This window comes from Runella sp. R0.1_18, assembly GCF_057652155.1.
The window spans coordinates 222,801-240,917 of the sequence record NZ_JBYFCK010000009.1 but is presented as its reverse complement, the minus strand read 5'-3'; the positions used below and the strand labels follow the sequence as shown (position 1 = coordinate 240,917).

General features: G+C 45.1%; 17 protein-coding genes. 7 read left to right on the top strand and 10 right to left on the bottom strand.

The features are described 5' to 3' along the window. Window positions 1-29 precede the first annotated feature (29 nt). The 3 genes from AC23P2_RS17535 to AC23P2_RS17525 all read left to right on the top strand — a co-directional run bounded on the left by AC23P2_RS17535 (window position 30) and on the right by AC23P2_RS17525 (window position 3,686). The gene (locus tag AC23P2_RS17535) at window positions 30-818 is read left to right on the top strand and encodes a M48 family metalloprotease (protein ID WP_487774398.1); all 789 of its coding nucleotides are present in this window, start codon (window positions 30-32) and stop codon (window positions 816-818) included. Further along, window positions 815-3,007: a S9 family peptidase gene (locus AC23P2_RS17530; RefSeq protein ID WP_487774397.1), complete on the top strand. Its 2,193-nt coding sequence runs from the start codon at window positions 815-817 to the stop codon at window positions 3,005-3,007. Before AC23P2_RS17535 ends, AC23P2_RS17530 begins: the two co-directional genes overlap by 4 nt. Before the next feature lie 88 nt (window positions 3,008-3,095). Continuing rightward, window positions 3,096-3,686, top strand: a complete 591-nt coding sequence (locus tag AC23P2_RS17525; protein ID WP_487774396.1) for a Uma2 family endonuclease — start codon at window positions 3,096-3,098, stop codon at window positions 3,684-3,686. Between the two features lie 73 nt (window positions 3,687-3,759). Here the strand turns inward: AC23P2_RS17525 and AC23P2_RS17520 are convergent, their stop codons facing one another. Beyond that, window positions 3,760-4,062 (bottom strand): ribosomal protein L7/L12, encoded by a 303-nt coding sequence (locus AC23P2_RS17520; RefSeq protein WP_487774395.1) that lies wholly within the window; start codon window positions 4,060-4,062, stop codon window positions 3,760-3,762. Window positions 4,063-4,105: 43 nt separating this feature from the next. Then, window positions 4,106-4,609, bottom strand: a complete 504-nt coding sequence (locus tag AC23P2_RS17515; RefSeq protein WP_487774394.1) for an ABC transporter permease — start codon at window positions 4,607-4,609, stop codon at window positions 4,106-4,108. Between the two features lie 217 nt (window positions 4,610-4,826). On the opposite strand from AC23P2_RS17515, the gene AC23P2_RS17510 reads away from it, so the two are divergent. Together AC23P2_RS17510 and AC23P2_RS17505 are read left to right on the top strand one after the other, a co-directional pair. Further along, window positions 4,827-5,579, top strand: a complete 753-nt coding sequence (locus AC23P2_RS17510; RefSeq protein ID WP_487774393.1) for a LytR/AlgR family response regulator transcription factor — start codon at window positions 4,827-4,829, stop codon at window positions 5,577-5,579. Window positions 5,580-5,591: 12 nt separating this feature from the next. Continuing rightward, window positions 5,592-7,451 carry a tetratricopeptide repeat-containing sensor histidine kinase gene (locus tag AC23P2_RS17505; protein ID WP_487774392.1) on the top strand — a complete coding sequence of 620 codons (1,860 nt, stop codon included), beginning with the start codon at window positions 5,592-5,594 and terminating at the stop codon, window positions 7,449-7,451. A 13-nt stretch (window positions 7,452-7,464) separates the two neighbouring features. Here the strand turns inward: AC23P2_RS17505 and AC23P2_RS17500 are convergent, their stop codons facing one another. Beyond that, window positions 7,465-8,541 carry an NADH:flavin oxidoreductase/NADH oxidase gene (locus AC23P2_RS17500; protein WP_487774391.1) on the bottom strand — a complete coding sequence of 359 codons (1,077 nt, stop codon included), beginning with the start codon at window positions 8,539-8,541 and terminating at the stop codon, window positions 7,465-7,467. Between the two features lie 182 nt (window positions 8,542-8,723). On the opposite strand from AC23P2_RS17500, the gene AC23P2_RS17495 reads away from it, so the two are divergent. Both AC23P2_RS17495 and AC23P2_RS17490 read left to right on the top strand, forming a co-directional pair. Further along, window positions 8,724-9,674, top strand: coding sequence for an RraA family protein (locus tag AC23P2_RS17495; protein ID WP_028526207.1), 951 nt, complete (start codon window positions 8,724-8,726; stop codon window positions 9,672-9,674). A 61-nt stretch (window positions 9,675-9,735) separates the two neighbouring features. Continuing rightward, window positions 9,736-11,010 carry a mandelate racemase/muconate lactonizing enzyme family protein gene (locus tag AC23P2_RS17490; protein WP_487774390.1) on the top strand — a complete coding sequence of 425 codons (1,275 nt, stop codon included), beginning with the start codon at window positions 9,736-9,738 and terminating at the stop codon, window positions 11,008-11,010. Window positions 11,011-11,057: 47 nt separating this feature from the next. Here the strand turns inward: AC23P2_RS17490 and AC23P2_RS17485 are convergent, their stop codons facing one another. The 7 genes from AC23P2_RS17485 to AC23P2_RS17455 all read right to left on the bottom strand — a co-directional run bounded on the left by AC23P2_RS17485 (window position 11,058) and on the right by AC23P2_RS17455 (window position 18,049). Continuing rightward, entirely contained in the window at window positions 11,058-12,110 is a 1,053-nt protein-coding gene (locus AC23P2_RS17485; RefSeq protein ID WP_487774389.1) for a hypothetical protein, read from the bottom strand. A gap of 12 nt (window positions 12,111-12,122) precedes the next feature. Continuing rightward, window positions 12,123-14,006 carry a zinc dependent phospholipase C family protein gene (locus AC23P2_RS17480; RefSeq protein WP_487774388.1) on the bottom strand — a complete coding sequence of 628 codons (1,884 nt, stop codon included), beginning with the start codon at window positions 14,004-14,006 and terminating at the stop codon, window positions 12,123-12,125. 12 nt (window positions 14,007-14,018) lie between these two features. Continuing rightward, window positions 14,019-15,359 carry a hypothetical protein gene (locus tag AC23P2_RS17475; protein ID WP_487774387.1) on the bottom strand — a complete coding sequence of 447 codons (1,341 nt, stop codon included), beginning with the start codon at window positions 15,357-15,359 and terminating at the stop codon, window positions 14,019-14,021. A gap of 42 nt (window positions 15,360-15,401) precedes the next feature. Then, entirely contained in the window at window positions 15,402-15,851 is a 450-nt protein-coding gene (locus AC23P2_RS17470; RefSeq protein WP_487774386.1) for a hypothetical protein, read from the bottom strand. A gap of 172 nt (window positions 15,852-16,023) precedes the next feature. Further along, complete coding sequence (locus AC23P2_RS17465; RefSeq protein ID WP_487774385.1) at window positions 16,024-16,566, bottom strand: hypothetical protein; 543 nt, start codon at window positions 16,564-16,566, stop codon at window positions 16,024-16,026. A 28-nt stretch (window positions 16,567-16,594) separates the two neighbouring features. Next, on the bottom strand, window positions 16,595-17,134 hold the full coding sequence (locus AC23P2_RS17460) for a hypothetical protein (RefSeq protein ID WP_487774384.1): 540 nt from the start codon (window positions 17,132-17,134) through the stop codon (window positions 16,595-16,597). A gap of 27 nt (window positions 17,135-17,161) precedes the next feature. Then, window positions 17,162-18,049, bottom strand: a complete 888-nt coding sequence (locus AC23P2_RS17455; protein ID WP_487774383.1) for an OmpA family protein — start codon at window positions 18,047-18,049, stop codon at window positions 17,162-17,164. Between the last annotated feature and the right edge of the window lie 68 nt (window positions 18,050-18,117).

Genomic DNA, 18,117 nt, shown 5'->3' with positions numbered 1-18,117 from the left:
GAAAGTTCGATTTTCAACCCTAAACATCTATGCAACGTACGCGAATTGGTGGACGGCTTTTGATTGGGATTATCATGGCTGTCGTTGCGCTTTTTGGGTATTTCAGCAAGACCCAAGTCAATCCCGTGACGGGCAAAAAGCAACAAGTAAGCCTCACGCCCGAAGAAGAAGTTGCCATCGGCTTACAAAGTGCGCCCCAAATGGCCGCCGAGTATGGTGGCCTGTACCGTGATGAAAAAGTACAATTTTTGGTCAAAAAAGTCGGGCAAGGCATCGTTCAAAGTACCGAGGCCAAAAACTCTCCTTACCAATTTGACTTTCACGTCTTAGCCGACCCCGAAACAATCAACGCTTTTGCCATCCCAGGTGGGCAGGTTTTTATCACCATGGGTTTACTCAAACGTCTCAAAACCGAAGACCAATTGGCGGGCGTTTTGGGTCATGAAATTGGGCACGTGGTGGGGCGGCATTCAGCCCAACAAATGGCCAAGCAAGAATTGGTAGGGGGATTGGCAGGGGCGGCTTCTACCGTTATGTCTGACCCCAACTCACCCAGTAGCGGCGCATATATTGCCCAATACGTTGCCAACTTGATGAACCTAAAATATGGCCGCGATGATGAACTCGAAGCGGATGATTTTGGCGTTAAATACATGATTCAGACAGGGCGCGACCCCGAAGCTATGATTCAGGTCATGGAAATTTTGGCCCAAGCGGGTGGCTCTGAGCGCCCCGCCGAGTTCCAAAGTACACACCCTAACCCCGAAAATCGGATTGTTAAAATAAAAGAAGCAATGGCTAAATACAGTAACCAATGAAACACACCTCATTTTTTCTTACCCTTCTCTTCATCAGCAGTACGTTATTCGCACAATTCAACCGTGGCGTCCAGTGGACCAAAGACGGAAATGCTTATTACCGCGTAGAAAACAAGGAAATTGTCCAGTATAACCTGCCTGATTTGCAAAAAAAAGTAGTCGTAAGCGCCGCTCAACTTACGCCAGCGGGCAAAACCGACCCTTTGAACGTACGTAGTTACACGTATTCTAATGATTTCCGTAAAGTTCTCATTTATACCAATACCCAACGCGTATGGCGCTACGATACGCGCGGTGATTATTGGGTTTTAGACTTGGATAAAAACACCCTTACCCAACTCGGTAAAGGTCGCCCCGTTTCATCGCTTATGTTCGCCAAGTTTTCGCCCGATAGTAAAAAAGTAGCTTACGTAAGTGAACGAAATGTGTATTCGGAAGACCTTGCCACGGGCAAAATTACCGCACTCACCAAAGACGGCACCACCCGCCTCATCAACGGGACGTTTGACTGGGTCTATGAAGAAGAATTTGATTGTCGTGACGGCTTTCGTTGGAGCCCCGACAGCAAAAACATTGCGTATTGGCAAATTGATGCCACCAAAATTCGCAACTTCTTGATGATTAACAACACCGACTCGATTTATGCGTTCAATGTGCCTGTTGAATATCCGAAAGTGGGTGAACGGCCTTCACCGTACAAAATTGGTGTTGTGAGCGCCAACGGCGGCCCCACCAAATGGATGAGCACCCCAGGCGACCCAGGCAACACCTACATTCCACGCATGGAATGGGGAAGTGCGGGAGAACTCATTATGCAGCAGTTGAATCGTAAACAAAATGAATCAAAAATTTTAGCTGCCGATATTAAAACGGGAAAAACAACCGAGTTTTACACCGACCGCGACGATGCTTGGGTAGAAACCAAAAGTAGTTATTCGTGGAGCGAAACGCCCGAAGGCTGGGATTGGATCAACGGCGGGAAAGAGTTTTTGTGGATGAGCGAAAAGGACGGCTGGCGTCACATGTACCGCGTGGCACGCGACGGAAAAAGTGAAAAGTGCATTACGGCGGGTGACTACGACATCATTTCGGTGGTGTTGGTAGATGAAAAAAACAACCAGTTGTATTTCATGGCGTCGCCCGACAATGCCACGCAAAGTTATTTGTACCGTGCCCCGCTCGATGGCAGTAAAAAAGCCGAGCGCGTTACCCCTGCCGACCAGTCTGGCTCGCACCGCTACGACCTATCTCCTAACGCCATGTGGGCTTCGCATTCGTTTTCTAATGCCAATACCTCGCCCATGAATGAGTGGATTCGTTTACCTGAACACAAAGCCTTGAAAGACGCCGACGACATTTCAAAAAAATTGGCGACCAAAGCCGATGCGCCAAAACGAGTAGAGTTTTTCAAAGTAAAAACTGAAGATGGTATTGAGCTGGATGCTTGGATGGTGAAACCTGCCAACTTTGACCCAACCAAAAAATACCCCATCGTTTTTACCGTTTATGGCGAACCTGCCAGCGCGACCGTGCGCGACAGCTGGGGAACAGGACGTAACGGACTCTACGCAGGCGACATGGCCAAAGACGGTTACATTTACGCATCGGTTGACAACCGTGGCACGCCTTCTCCCCGTGGTAGAAACTGGAGAAAAGCCATTTATCGTAAAATTGGGGTGATAAACATCCGCGATATGGCCATGGGCGCAAAAGCTATGTTTGAGAAAAATTCGTTTATTGATACCAGCCGCGTGGCCGTACACGGATGGAGCGGCGGTGGTTCTTCTACCCTCAACTTGTTGTTCCAATATCCTGCTTTGTTCAAAACGGGCATTGCCGTAGCTGCCGTAGCCGACCAATTGACCTACGATAACATTTACCAAGAGCGCTACATGGGGATTCCGCAAGAAAACCGCGAGGACTTTGTGGCAGGCTCGCCCATCACACACGCGCACAAACTACAATCGAACCAAAACCTGTTGTATATCCACGGTACGGGCGACGATAACGTTCATTACCAAAATGCTGAGCGATTGGTGAATGAGTTTATCAAGCACAACAAACAGTTTCAGTTTATGCCGTATCCTAATCGTTCGCACGGAATTTACGAAGGCGATGGTACATCGAAACACTTAAATACACTGTTTACAAAGTACCTGAGAGAGCATTGCCCAGCAGGAGCAAAATAATACTTACCAAAATAGAAAAACTAAAAGCGGCTTACACCTTCCTATTGAGGGTAAGCCGCTTTTTTTCCATTCAGCAAATTGATTTAGTATGAAACAGCCACATTCTAGTATCGAAGAATACCTTGCGTTGGAAAAAGAAACGGACACCAAATACGAATACCACGACGGCGAAGTCTATGCCATGGCGGGTGGTACACCTACTCACAGTTTGATTTCAAATAATGTGGGTAGAGGATTAGGCAATGCCTTAATAGGAAAACGATGCTTTACCTATAACAGTGATTTACGCGTTGCGACTTCACGCAATCGTTATGTTTACCCTGATGTTACAGTGGTTTGTGGCAAGGTTACTTATTTTGAAGAGTTGAAGAATGCGGCCAACAACCCCGTTGTGATTGTTGAGGTATTGTCACAAGACACCGAAGCCTACGATCGTGGGGGAAAATTTATGCGTTATCGCATGATTGATACCTTAAAAGAGTACGTTTTAGTACACCAATACCTGCCCTTGGTTGAAGTATTTTTCAAAAACGTGCTTGATGTTTGGGAATACCGCGCTTACAATAACCTGCAAGATACCGTTCAACTTCATTCAATAGATGTGCAACTTTCGCTTGAGGACATTTATTTGGGTGTGGAGTTTTTGCCCTTTGACGAAGAGAACTGGAAGTTAATCTAATAAGACCTAGCTCAAATACAAAAAACCACCAATACCGAACGTACTGGTGGTTATGCCCAAAACCCTATCTACTTTATTTTACTTCCACTTCAGCACCCGCTGCTTCCAAAGCAGACTTGATCGTTGCCGCTTCGTCTTTCGTAGGATTTTTTGAGAGCACTACAGGCGCACTTGCCACGATAGCTTTGGCTTCTTTTTGAGATACGCCTAGTATAGTCGCTACTACTTTTGTTACGTGAGCTACCGTTTTTTGATTTTTTGGCTGTAATAGGACAACGGTAAAATATCCATCTTTTTCATCGACTACCTCAGCTAAAGGCTTGGCAATAAGTATCGTTGACAAAGACAACATGGCAAGGAAAAGAACTGATTTCATTTGAGAAGAGAGTTGTTTAGTGAACATATCTATTGAATAAAAGCTAGTCTGTTAGCTCTGCAAAATCTTGAGGACGAACCTTAAATTTGGGACGCTCTCCTTTGGGCACAATCACAATGAGGTCAGTAGAAACCCGTGAGCCGTTTTTAAGCAAATATCCCCCTTCCACTTTGGTAGTCGAGCCATTTACCGTGTACGGAACAAAAAAAGGTTTGGCCTTTACGTTGGCACCTTTGGAAGTCAGGCGCTTTCCAGTAGCATTCGTACATTCAAAACGCGCAATAGCCGACGGGTCTCCTTCAAAAATGCTACTCAAATTATCCCCCTCCTTTTTGAAGTAAATCAACATACACCCACTCTTATTTTGTGCTACTACCGACACTTCATAACGCGAATAGGTTTCCTCGGTACGCTCGTTCCGAACTGTATAACTAAATTCGATACCATTCAATGCAGAAGGCTTGTCCTCTGTCAATTCGATGGCGGCTTGGGCAAAAGCTGCGTTCATTAAGAAAAGTGATGCGACAAAACTCAATACTATTTTCATTGTTAAAATAGATGTAATGATTTGATTTAAAACTAATTAACGATTCGACAACACAAAAGTACAATACATAACTTAGCTGCCTTTGCCCAATCCACGAAATGCAGGCTACCATCCACCAACTGTTTATTTCAGTTCATAAACCCAAAAACAGAGATGCGATTTTTTAAAATATACCAAAACATGAAGTATCTTTAGCCGTTCGTTTCAACCCCTACCTATGCTCGTCAATGCAATTATTGTCGATGATGAACCCTCGGCGCGTTCATTACTTCGGCAAATTCTTTCGGAACACTGCCCTGCGGTACGCGTACTTGAAGAGGCCGCCGACGTAAAATCGGCCGTGAAATTGATTAATAAACACGCAGTAGATTTGGTATTTTTGGACATCGAAATGCCCGAAGAAAACGGTTTTGCCTTGTTTGAGTATTTCAATCAGCCCACTTTTCAGGTTATCTTTTGTACGGCTTATTCAGAATATGCGCTCAAAGCGTTTGAAGTTTCGGCCGTGGACTATATTCTTAAACCCGTTAGTATTTCCAAACTCGTAGCCGCCGTTGAGAAAGCAAGCAAGCTAATTGGACAGCCTCAGTTGCCCAAACGCGTCCAAACTTTACGGGAGAATTTAAGCGTTACTACCCTTCAAAAAATAGCCCTTCCGATGTCAGATAGTCTTGTTTTTGTACAATTGGAGGATATTTTCTTTTTTGAAGCCGATGGCTCTTACACCCACGTAGTAACCAAAAATGGAAAAACCTTGGTCAGTAAAAAAATCAAAGAATTTGATGAATTGCTCAGTAACGACGCGCGCTTTTATCGAATTCACCGCTCTTTTCTAATCAATACGCACCAAATTAGAAAATACAATAAAAAAGACGGCGCTTCTGTCGAATTTGAGAACGGTTTGAGTGTGTCCATTGCCCGTGAAAAAGTTAAAGAGTTTGATGATTTTATTGCTGGCATTCGCGTTTAAAAATAAACCCAAATGAAACCCTTTATTCTCGTTCTTTTGGTATTCATGACTCAAAGCCTTTGGGGTCAGAAAACGTACGAACAACTGCTCGTTGATATTGAAAAACACCATCCACAAGATAGTATTCGGGTAGAATTGCTCGTTGATGCTTGTGTAGCTGCCACGTTTCGGGCCGACACGCTGGTGTTAAAAATGGCGACTGAAGCCAATCAAATTTCCAATAAATTAGGGTATGAATTGGGGAAAATTCGTTCGTTAAACTGCTTAGGAAATTACTATTTTAGCCGCGCCCTCAACGATAAAGCGATTAATTTTTACCTCCAAGCACTCCGAATCGCCGAAAAAAAAGGAGACTATCAAAACATTGTCATTGGGAAAAGTAACTTAGCCAACGTTTTCTCGCATAATTTTGAAGACCAAAAATCCATCAAATTATTGAACGAATGTGACCAACTTTTACTCAAAAATGGGCAAGTTTTCACCCAAAACAGAGCAGCAATTCTGACTAACTTGGCGAACTCTTACTTTCAATTAAAACAATACACCAAAGCGATTCAAACCTACAACGAAGTTCTTGCTATTTGTCGAAAACTTAACATCGGTTTTGGGCTTGCTCTAACGCTTGATAACCTTGGTAAAACCTATTTTGAGCTTAAACAATACCCCAAAGCCCTCGATTATTTTGAAAAAGCCAAAGTTGAAATTGAAAAATATCGCGTCGATTTTGTACGGGGAAAAAACTTAAAAAACCTCGGAAAAACCTATAATGCCCTCGGCAATCCCACCAAAGGACTGGCTTTCTTGCAACAAGCCAAGGCAATTGCTGTCCAAAACCAAGACAATGAAGCGCTCCGTGACATTTATTTTGAAATGCAGCGGGGGTTTGCACGAACCAACCAATTCAAAGCGGCATTCGAATATTTAGAAAAATATACCGCCCTGAAAGACAGCGCATTTAGTTCAGAAAAAAACAAAACCATTCAAGAACTAAATACCAAATACGAAACCGAAAAGAAAGACAGCGAAATCAAATCGTTGGCCCAACAAAAGCAAATTTCAGAACTAGAATCGGGAAGAAAAACTGCCATTATTTACGCGATTCTGGCTTTCTTGCTGATTGGAAGTATTTTGGCCTATGCGTTGTTTATGCGTTTTAAAACTCAAAAGCAGAACGAACTGCTCACCTCTCAGCTCGAAGAAGCACAACGCCGCATTGAAATTGAACAAAAAGCAACCGAAAGCGAGCTGAAAGCCCTAAAAAGCCAGATGAATCCTCACTTTATGTTCAATGCCCTCAATAGCATTCAAGAACAGTTTATGTACGGTGACAAAACCCTTGCCAACGAACAAATGGGAAATTTCACCTACCTTACTCGCCAAATTTTAAGTATTTCAGGAAAAAAACGCATCACACTGGCAACCGAAATCGAACTCCTTACGAAATATCTTGAACTCGAAAAAATGCGCTTTTCGGAGGGTTTTAGCTACGAAATTTCACTTGATGACCAATTAGATGAAGATTATCACCAACTTCCACCCATGTTGATTCAACCCTTCGTTGAAAACAGCATCAAACATGGGTTATTGCATAAAAATGGCGACAAACGGTTGTCAATCCTGTTTTCGATGAACGAAACGGAAGAATATATTATATGCGTGGTAGAGGATAACGGCGTCGGAAGGGCAAAATCAGCGGAAATAAAACAAAAACGATTCGCTTCGCACGAATCATTTTCAACAGCTGCCACTTCTGAACGGCTCAGGCTTTTAAGTTCGTCCTTCAACTCCCAAGAATTGGTACATTACGACGATTTGCTAGATGAACTAGGTCAAAGCTTGGGCACGCGTGTCACGCTCAAAATTCCGCTTTAGAACCAACACCTTTCTAACCTCTTTTCCCTCTTAAATATTGAACAGGCACATTTACTTCTTCTCCCAGCTCATACGCGGCATTTTGGGCAAAATAGGGATTCCTCAAAACTTCTCGTGCCAAAAAAATCAAGTCAGCTTTGCCTGACTGAATGATTTCATTGGCTTGTTCAGCCGAAGTTATCAGTCCAACAGCCCCTGTTTTAATTCCCGTTTCGACCTTAATCTGCTCGGCAAATGGAACTTGGTAATTGGGCGCAATCGGAATCGCTGAAGGAGCTACAAAACCACCCGTTGAGCAATCAATTAAGTCCACTCCTGCATCCTTTAACAAATGCGCCAATCGAACCGAGTCCTCCCCCGTCCAACCATCTTCCCGCCAATCAGTGGCCGAAATGCGTACAAAAAGGGGAATTTCGGGTGTAATTACCTCTTTGACTGCTTCTATCACTTGAAGCAATAGCCTTACTCGATTTTCAAAACTACCGCCGTATTCGTCGGTACGGTGATTGGCTACGGGAGATAAAAACTCGTTCAATAAATAACCATGCGCCGCGTGAATTTCGATGACTTTAAAACCTGCTTCCAACGCACGTTGAGTGGCATTTTTAAAATCTGAAATTACTTCTTCAATCGCTACGAGTGTCAGCGCCCTTGACCGTGTTTTGCCATCCCCCAAGAGCGTTTCACTTGGTGAAACAGGAATCCATCCTCCCTCCTCTTCCGAAACATACCCTCTTCCTTCCCAAGGAACAGCCGTGCTGGCCTTGTAGCCCGCATGAGCCAACTGAATCCCCGCAACAGCACCTTGGCTATGAATAAAACTGGTAATTCGACGAAGCGGTTCGATGTGTTTTTGGGACCAAATACCCAAATCTCCCGCCGAAATTCGGCCTTCTGGCGAGACAGAGACCGCTTCGGTGATAATCAGGCCCGTGCCGCCCACCGCTCTACTCCCCAAATGAACCAAGTGCCAATCATCCGCAAAACCATGTTTTGCCGAATACTGGCACATGGGCGACATTACGATTCTATTTTTGAGGGTAATTCCCTTTATTGTCAGGGGTGAAAAAAGTGTATTTTCCGTCGTCATGGTTGCAACTGTGTTTCTCCAAAAACCTTTTTTGGAGGGCGAATAGTTTCTTCGGAGTTAAAGATTGAGCAATTTAAACGTAGCTTTTTTATTTCACATTCATTCTACATGGATAAAGTAAGTTGAACTATAACCCTTCTTTTATAGTCGAAGATTCGTAACCTTAACCATCATCAGTAATCATGAAATTCGTATCCCTTTGTAAGGTGCTACTGCTATGCAGTTGCCTTTATTTTCCTGCCTTTGCCCAACAAATCTCCAAAGAAGAACTCCTTTTTCTCACCCCCGAATGGAAAGGTGAACGCTTCCCCGATGGCCGCCCCAAAGTGCCCGATGCTATTTTAAAACGAATGCGTTTGGTTACCCACGAAGAGGCTTGGGCCGTTATGAAAGGTGAAAACTTTCGTTACCAATACGCCGAAGGCTGGCAGTGTATCAACCCCGACAGCGTGCTGATTGGGCGAGCGCTTACGGCTACCTTTATGCCTGGACGACCTGACGTTCATCGGGTTATTGACAAAAAAGGGCACGAAAAAGACGGCCGTATCAAATCTCAAAACGCGTGGCCGATTGACATGCTTGTCAGGGGAGACGTGTATGTCGTTGACCAACTTGGTGCCCACGAAAACGGCCCAACGATTGGTGACAATCTTGGAAATTCTATCTATGCCAAAACGGGTAATGGAATTGTGTATGAAGGAGCCATTCGGGATATTGCGGGCTTAAAAGAAATTGGTGGATTTACTTCGTTTTTTAGGACCTACCACCCTTCGCATCACCTCAACAACCCCGATGGTGACTTAAATACGACCCTCGTGGCCATCAACCGCCCTACCCGCATCGGAAAAGTCATGGTTATACCAGGAGATATTGTGCTGGGTCGCGATGGTGCCGTGACTTTTATCCCACCTCATTTGGCCGAAAAAGTGGTTACGGTTTCCGAAATTGTACGCCTTCGCGACATGTTTGGCCACGAACGGCTTCGACAACAAAAATATACTCCTGGGCAAATCGACAACCGCTGGTCGGACGAAATTGAAAAGGATTTTTCGCAATGGTTGAACGCCCACATCAACGAATTGCCCGTTCCCAAAGAACAAATTCAGGAATACCTCAAAAAACGAACTTGGTAACCTCCTCCGATTTCAGTTGCAACATTTACCTATCAGTTTACATAAACCTCATCAGTAACTCATGACATCACGGCGTAATTTTTTAACCAAAGGTGCTATTTCGGCAGCGCTTGGTTTATCATCCTTGCAAAGTTTTGGGCAAGAACTCGAAGCTGCCGTCGAGCGGACACCTCTCTCATCTGCTCCCTCCGACCTCAAAATCACTGACATCAAGTGTGGTTTTATCAGAGGCGGGCATAGTTTATTTGTTAAAATTTATACAAATCAAGGCATTTATGGCTGTGGTGAAGGCGTTGATGCCACCCCAGGCACCTACCATTTAGTCAAAATGATGGGCGACCGTATCAAGGGAAAAAGCCCACTCAACGTACACCGACTTTTTGAGGACATTCGTCGCTCGGGCTATTTTGAGGGGTCACAGGCGGGAATGTACATTGCGGTACTTTCAGCCGTCGAAACAGCCCTTTGGGACCTCACAGGCAAAGCCCTCGGACTTCCTGTGTATCAGTTGTTAGGTGGAAAGTTTCGGGACAAAATCCGCGTTTACTGCGATACAGGGGCCTACCGTACCAGTGGCCCTACCCCCGATGACTTTGCCAAAGCTGCCAAAAATGCCGCTAAAATGGGCTTTACGGCCGTAAAATTTGACATTGACGAACGCAACGACCCCAACAAATTTGATTCGTACAACTGGACTGCCAGCAATGGCGAGCTCGAACGAATGTACAACCAAATCGCCGCCGTTCGGGAAGCAGTAGGGCCTAAGGTCGATATTTGTGTTGATATGCACGGACGTTATGATACCACAACGGGCAAGCGTGTGGCCAAAATGATGGAGCCTTTGAAGTTATTATTTTTGGAAGAACCCTTTCCCGCCGACAACCCTGAAGCCTATAAAATTGTCCGCGATTCGACCCAAACGCCCATTTGTGCGGGAGAAAACCACTATTTGGCCCACGGTTTCCGCAAATTATTGGAATTAGGCGCGGTTGACATCGTCATGCCCGATTTACAAAAAGCAGGCGGGCTCGGCGAAGGCCAACGAATTGCGAACCTTTCCAATCTCTATTACGTCCCTTTTGCGCCGCACATGGTAGCGTCGTATTTGGGGGCGATGGCCGCCTCTCACGTGTGCGCAACCGTGCCCAATTTCCTCATTTTAGAATGGCAAATTTACTTCCACGAAGATCCTATGTTTAAGGAAATTGTCACCTTCGACGGCCCCATGGTGAAAGACGGCTACATTCCGCTTTCCGAAAAACCTGGCATTGGCGTTGACATCAACGAAGAAGGAATGCGAAAATACGCGCCCAAAGGCGTTCCTTTTTTTGAATAAATGCAATTTCCCCAACCCCAATATTAGAACGGGTTGGGGAAATTAGCCTAAGCTGTCACCACAAAACGAATTCCACCCACGACCTTGTTTTGGTCAGCATCTGTTAGTTCAATATCAACCACTACTGCTTCGTTGTTTTTAAGCTTAAAATCAGGAATCGCCACTTCTAGTTCTCTTGTTCCTTTGTCCAATTTAAAATCCCATAGATTTTTACGCACAGGAGGCAAAACGGCCAAATTAGAAACCTCTAAAGCGGCATTTCTTACCAATAAAGCACGGTTTGGGGTAGTTGCTCGCATTCTATTTATCTCAATTCCTGCGTTTACTTTTAAGGGTTTAATTGAAAATTCGGGGAGAACTACCGCCTGTAGCGGCGAAATCAGTCTCCGAAGCTGCGGTATTCGTGTGCCTTTGATGACATCCATTTTACGCGGCACCACTTTCACCTGAAAGTTTTTCTGACCCGCAAATTCATTTGTCATCAGCACTTTCACAAAGTTATTTTGCTGAATAATGTTCAAATTTTGCTGACCAATGTGCCTGTCTGCCACCACAGGAAAAGTAGTAGCCGAACTGGGCAAGTCATTATTGACAAAACTAAACACCCTTGCAAAAAGGCAGCGGTGCCCAATCATGGCGGAGGTTGCCACAATTGGAAACGAAAGGGTCGTGTCGCCTTGGGCTTGTACTTGCGTGGTTTGTACGCCCAATAATGTGCCGTGAATGGGGTCAAAACCCAAGGATGGATTACAGATAAAGAGCTCAACGTGGCAAGAATAACAGGGCAAATCACCACCATTCCGAACGGTAACGGCAATTTGGTAATTTTTTCCCGCCACCAGCTGATTATTGGCAATGGGCGTAGTTCCGTCAAAAATTTCAATATCAGGACTCATCCAAAACACCGTACCAGTGAGCATGGGGCGGTTGCCTGTATCCGAATCATATCCTTTGATGTACAAAAATGTTTTATCACGATAGGGCTTGGGAGGGCGCTTTTCGTGCTGACGCATTTCTTTAAAATCACGGCTATTCTGAAAAATTTCTATATTTTTCTTTGCCTTTTGACGCCGCTCACGAATAAATTTAAGAGTGTCCATAAGAAGTTTGGTTTAGAGAATGGTAGAAGAATTTGGACTAATGATGTCAGTTTGAACGTGCTTCACCGTTTCACTGGGTAGCACTGCCACTGTCGGCGCAGAAGGGTCGTTGAGTGCCGTATCATCCTTGACTTTACGCCAGCACAAATAGCCCACTCCCCTATCTCCATCCAAATTAAAATCAGGAATCATTTCACCATTTAGGAACTCACGGTACAAAAAAACCGAAAAATCAATGGCATTCCCGAGCGTGTCTCCTACCACTTTTCGCTCCATGCGGTCAAACCGACTTTGAACGTCGGAGGGGGCGTCGGCGGGCGTAATTTTGTCCCGAAACTCCTTCAGTTCTTTATAAATCTCCTTTTCAAATTTTATTTGTCCTTGAATATAATGCAAATTAGTTGCCTTGTAGTAGCTACTCGGTGCGCCCGTCGTGGCATCGGGTTCGAGTTCGGCAAGCGCTGGTACAGGATACACCAAGTGGCAATCTTGTTCCAAACCTTCTACCTCAAAAAATCGCGTGGGATACATCGAAAGCAAACTATTGGCCGTTTGTCCCATGTTGTCGGGCAAATAACTTGCTACCGTATGTTTTGACAAATAATGCCCCAACTGCGCTTTGGTAGGAAAAGCAAGGCCGTTCAGCACCACCCCTTGGTAGAAATTCATGAACGCATTGTAGAGGCTTTCGTAGGCCAAAGAGATCAAAAATCGAATGGGGGCAGCGCCTAAAGTGGTGATAGCGCCCGCCAAAAAATCAATCAATGCCGCCGCCAACAACGCCCCACCAAGTACCAATGCCGCCAAAAATTCTAAAATAGACGCCAAGCTAAAATCACCTGGCGCGGCACCCGACACCATGTCGCCAATATCGCCCACATTGTCGGTAAATGTTTCCCAAACTTCCGCAATTTCGGCCGTAAACGAATATGGCACTGGCGGAGGTAACTCCCCACTTTGGGTCGTATTTTTAAACCACTTTAGCCACATTCGATACACATCGTCGAGGTCTTCATCGTTCATTTCAGCACCATATTCCGAATCGTTGTTTTTGAAATAAACCTCCTTGATACTTTTCAAAATGAGGTTTCTCACGCCATCGGGCAGTTTTGTTTCACTCCCCATCACGTAGTCTTTCCAAAGGTCACTTTCTACAAACTCTTCCCCCGAGCGCATTTCTTTAAATGCGTACGTATCTTGATGATTCTCCACAAATTTGTGGCGCTGGGCGTGGGTGCGGTACGGCCCTCCCGACATGATATTAACAAACGGGTGCCCAACGGTATCAGCCGCAAAATGGGTCAAATAACCAATGGCATAAGCATGTTCGGCCGTGCCAGGATTTGCATTTTTTAGCAAGGTTTGAGCAAACTGCCCCGTGCGGCGGTAATGCAGCGTATCGAACCACCACCAAATATCGTGGGGCTGCCCCACGTCCTGAATCGGGTGTTTAAGCTGATTAAAGACATTGACCGTATCGGTCAAATACTTAATCGCCGCTTGTTGCAAAGTCGATTGAAGCAGCCCTAACAATGCCTGCGACTCACCCAATAGTTGTTGAATTTCGGTGATGGTTGAGGAACGCGCCGCAACGTTGTCCCAAACTGCTTCGAGGGTTTCTACTGCCGCAATTAATTCTGGAGGAATGATTTTCAAAATTTCCTTTTTAAATTCCTCCATAAAGTCCACCGCGTCAAAATACAATCTGACGAGTGTTCGTAGTTCGGGACTCAAATCTTTGGTATTAAAAAACAATGGATCGGGGCCTTGGGCACCAAAATGTAAGTACGGCGCAAAATCAGCGAGTAATTTTGCCGCGTCGGGAGTCAGATTAAGGGCATGTATGCGTTTAGCCACTTCATCCGAAATCAAGTGATGGACAGCTGGACCTGGCATAATTGTAAAGAGTTAACGTTGTGAACTTATTTTTTGCAAAGCACCATTGTATTTAAACATCAGCGGAGTAACCCGCTGTACTTCAAGCGACTGCGGCGAAACTTTGGTGTAAGTTGAAATTTTCTGCTTGTACGTTTTTTCAACTTGGGCTGGAGAAACGGTCATCAATTGAGGAGAAACGCGCACGTAAATATCCTTTACATTGATTTTTTTCTCCTCTTGCATTTTCGCCAAAGTGGCTATTTTCAAAAAATCATACTTAGAATACCAGCCTGGGTAAAATGGCTTTTTAGGCCCTGACGGACTACTTGGTTTACAATCTGCCACCAGCGGGTCTGACGTTGGAATGGCTTCGGGTGTGGGTGCAGGTGGATAAAGAATCGCCGAAATCTCATTGATAGCCATCTGCTTACTTCTCGCTACTTCGGCACTAACCGTGGCTACACGACACATATCAAGGGCTTCCAGGGCTTTCATACCAATGATATGCAAATCGGCAGTGCTTGCGCCGTTGTTCTTTTGGGTCACAAATTGCGCATAATAAGCATCGCCATCTTCACAGTACTTTTCCCATTTGGGGATTTTAATCTCTTTTCCTGCGATTTTGGCCATGGCCGAACTCGATACCAGCACCGTGCCCATCCCAATCATTACCACCGTTACAAACCCCATCACGATTTTTTGGTGGGTTTGCATCCGATTAATATTTTGTTTGTAAAGGGTACGTACCATCCAAAAAAGTAGAATAAAAATAGCCACCAACAATCCGATACGTATGGCATTTTCAAGGGTTTTGTCAAGCACCACAACCACACTATTTGTGCCTTGGTCAATAATTTCAACGGCGCCGATGCGTACCCTATCAATGGTTTGCTGAATGATGACCGAGGTTTTATCAATCAGCTCAATCATGGTATCTTTGATTTGCGCAATCCGTTTTGCCAAGACCTCGTCAAGGCATTTGACGGCATCGCGTACCATTTGATTGACTTCCGCCAGCAGTTTTCGGGCTTCTTGGGTAAGGGTTTGGATAATGGCCCTAATCTCGGCAGAAGCCGCTTTCAATACGTCGATGGAAGCATCTTTGATGTTGCTAATTTGCTGCGTAATTTTATCATTCAGCTCATCTACCGTTCGCCGTAGCTCAATCCCCAACTGCCCCGTTAGTCCCTGCGTAACGTCTTCGAGTTGTTGAATCAAACGCTGAAGTTCTTCAATCGGAATTTTTACATCCACATCGGCGTCGGCCATGGCACGGCCCATTTTTAGAGGAAACAGGCATAAAATAAACGACATCCCCAAAAGCAGCACCTTGAGTTGTCGATACGACAGATCGAATTGGGTTGACTTCATAACATGAAAGTTTAGGTGTAAAACAAAAGGTTAATTCGTACGCTACTGACACACTCCTTGGGAGTTTGGATAGGTAAAAACAAATCTTGGACTGTGTTTATCGTCCATTTTGCAGCTACATTGGCTCGACCAAGCGTCGGCCTGAACCCGCACAGTCCACGTCCCATATTTTAGGGCGACTCGGGTAATAGAAGGATTGGGGTGTACACTCCCCGCTTTGATTTCGTAAGAGCGATTGACACTAAAAGCCGTCTCGCCAAATTTTGAATCACTGTTTTCTAAATTCCCTGAATAGCTCACCGTGACGTATTTTTTTTCGCCACTGGTTGATAGCTGTTCAAGCCCCGTTACATTAACCACGACTTGGCCTGACACCGTTTCGGCAGGTTCGCCTACGGTCGCATCCAAACAAGCACAACTCAAAAAGTTAGAAGAAGAAAAAAACAAAAAGAGGAGGGCAATGATGCCTCTTGACGCAGGAAGAATTTTCATAACAATCACAGTTTAAAGTATTGATAGAAAGATATTTACCTGATTAGTACGCGATGTACTAATCAAAACTAGCTACGATTCTATCTAAACTGGATGTTAAACTTAGTAAGCGGTATTTCAATTTATTAAACGGTAATAAAAAAGCCCCAAAAAGGGGCTTTTCTTTATACTGCTATTCCAATCTACCTTTATTCAGTTCTTCTTGCCAAGCCTTTAGCTCATCCCATTGGCCGTCGCGCGCCATGGCTGATTGTTTTGGCCAAGTAGTTGGGTCGTGCATTTGGAAGCGAGGCCCTGCGGCGTCCAATATTTCTTTGATGCGCTCGGGGGCAGTGGCGGCAAGTTGGGCGAAGGTAAAAATGCCCTCGTTGTTGAGCAGTCCTTCAATTTTTGGCCCAATACCTTCCACAATTTTTAAATCATCGGGCACGACAGGAACGACTGGCTCAGGAGCAATCGCCGCAAAGGACGCGGGGATTATCACTGGGGTTTCAGTCGGTGCAGGTGCAGTTTTAACAACCACTTTTGACTTTTTACAATCGTCTAAAGCGGTACGTTTTGCATCAATATCAGCGTGTAAGCCTTCGATTTTGACGGCAAAGGTTCGCTGACCTAGCCACCAACCAATGTAGGCAGCCAACGCAAGTAGGGCAATTGCTTCTAAACCTGCGACCCAAAAATTTTGACTTAAAGGAGTTACTTGTAATATAATCATGGTAAAAGTCAGTTTGAAAGTAAAACCATTATCCCTTGCGGCCTTTGTTGAGTTCGTCTTGCCACGCTTTCAATTCCTCAAGCTTCCCGTCGCGGGCCAATGCCGATTGCTCAGGCCAAGTAGTAGGATCGTGCATTTGGAAGCGCGAGCCTCCAGCCACTAATATTTCCTTGATACGCTCTGGGGAGGTCGTTGCAAGTTGGGCAAAAGTCAGAATACCCTCATTATTGAGTAATTCCTCAATTTTTGGGCCAATGCCCTCCACAATTTTTAAATCGTCAGGAACGACAACGGGTGCAGGAACAACCAGCGGTGCAAGCGACGCTGCAACAGGCACCACCGTTGCGGTCTCCACCTTAACAGGCGCAGGCGCTACTGAAATCACTTGCGTTTTTTGGCAATCATCCACTGCTGCATCCAAAGAGGCTAGTTCTGCTTCTAGGTTTTCTACTTCGCTTTTTTTGGTGATATAGCCAATAATGTACCCCAACACCGCCGCTATCACAACCATGAGTATATGCTGCCACCACGCACCTGTTTGTTCAAAAGGATTAAAATGTCCGTACATAAAAGTCAAATTTGAATGAGTAAATGTTTATTGAACCACAATACTTACACGTCGATTGGCTTTGCGGCCTTCGGGGGTATCATTGGATGCCTTGGGTTGGGTTTCTCCTTTGGCTTCGGTCGATAGTTGGTCGGCAGCGATGCCAAATTTCACAAAAGCCGACTTCACTCCCGCTGCTCGTTTGCCCGAAAGTGCCAAGTTTTTATCATCAGCCCCAACGTTATCGGTATGCCCCGTCAACGACAGCTTTTTATCTTTGTGCGTAGCTAAGTATTTTTTAGCTTCATCCAAAAACTTCTCATTGTCGGGTGTATGGATGTAATCAGCACTTCCCGTTTTGAAATACAAGTCCATTGGTTTAAAAACATCCTCATATTTTTCGGCGGCGGCCAGTGCTTCTTCTGACTTTGGAAGGGCTAGGCTATCAAAACCAAATTCCATTCCGTGCGTAGAATCATCGGCGCTAAACTGCAAATCAATCATCCTACTTGCCGTTTGGAGCTGCGCTGCTGGCACACCTGCAGCAACAAGGTACTTCTTGAGCGCGTCGGCACGGGCGAATCCCAAGTCGGGAAAAGTAGTGTTGTTTTGCTCAATAGACGCATACAAGCCCGTGACGGTCAGTTTTCGACCTGGGTTTGCTTTGAGGTAAGCAGCCAAAGAGTCTAGCTCTTTCTTCACATTGGCGTAGTTGGGATCAGCTACCGATTTCTTAAAACCAAAATTCAGCGGCGAACTTAGGTTGAGCTGGGCGCCGTCAACAATAGACAGCGGGGGATTCACATAAGTGGGGGCTGTGGTCATAGTTGAGGGACCATCACACAGGAGTTTGATTTTACAAACGTGCCAGTAGGTAGCCCCACCTATCCAGCCAACAAGCAGAATCCAAGCAAGCGTTTTGACACCTGAAGACATAGTACGTAATGAGGGGATTGGTGGTGAAAAGGAGAATTTGCACTTACGACGGTGAAAATAAGTATAAG